This is a genomic window from Pleomorphomonas sp. JP5 (assembly GCF_023721815.1).
GTDB lineage: Bacteria > Pseudomonadota > Alphaproteobacteria > Rhizobiales > Pleomorphomonadaceae > Pleomorphomonas.
The window spans coordinates 1-504 of record NZ_JAMDLI010000024.1 but is presented as its reverse complement, the minus strand read 5'-3'; the positions used below and the strand labels follow the sequence as shown (position 1 = coordinate 504).

The 504-nt window shown below is 66.5% G+C and carries 1 protein-coding gene; it reads left to right on the top strand.

From position 1 onward, the window contains the following. The coding region (locus M4J40_RS22335) for an MBG domain-containing protein (RefSeq protein ID WP_251756634.1) at nucleotides 1–504 on the top strand (504 nt) is incomplete at both ends.

Genomic DNA, 504 nt, shown 5'->3' with positions numbered 1-504 from the left:
CGACGGCCTCGCCTACAGCGGTGGCAATGGCGTGACCTACGCCGGTCTGGTCAATGGCGAGACGGCCTCGGTGCTCGGCGGCACGCTCTCCTACGGCGGCACGGCCGACGGTGCGATCAATGCCGGCAGCTACTCGCTCACCGCCTCCGGCCTCACCTCCGGAAACTACGACATCAGCTATGTCTCGGGTGCCCTGACGGTGAACAAGGCTGCTCTGACGGTGACCGCCAACAGCGCGTCCAAGACCTACGACGGCCTCGCCTACAGCGGTGGCAATGGCGTGACCTACGCCGGCCTGGTCAACGGCGAGACGGCCTCGGTGCTCGGCGGCACGCTCTCCTACGACGGCACGTCGCAAGGTGCGGTCAATGCCGGCAGCTACACGCTCACCGCCTCCGGTCTGACGTCGGGCAACTACGACATCAGCTATGTCGCGGGTGCTCTGACGGTGAACAAGGCTTCGCTGACGGTGACCGCCAACAGCGCGTCCAAGACCTACGACGG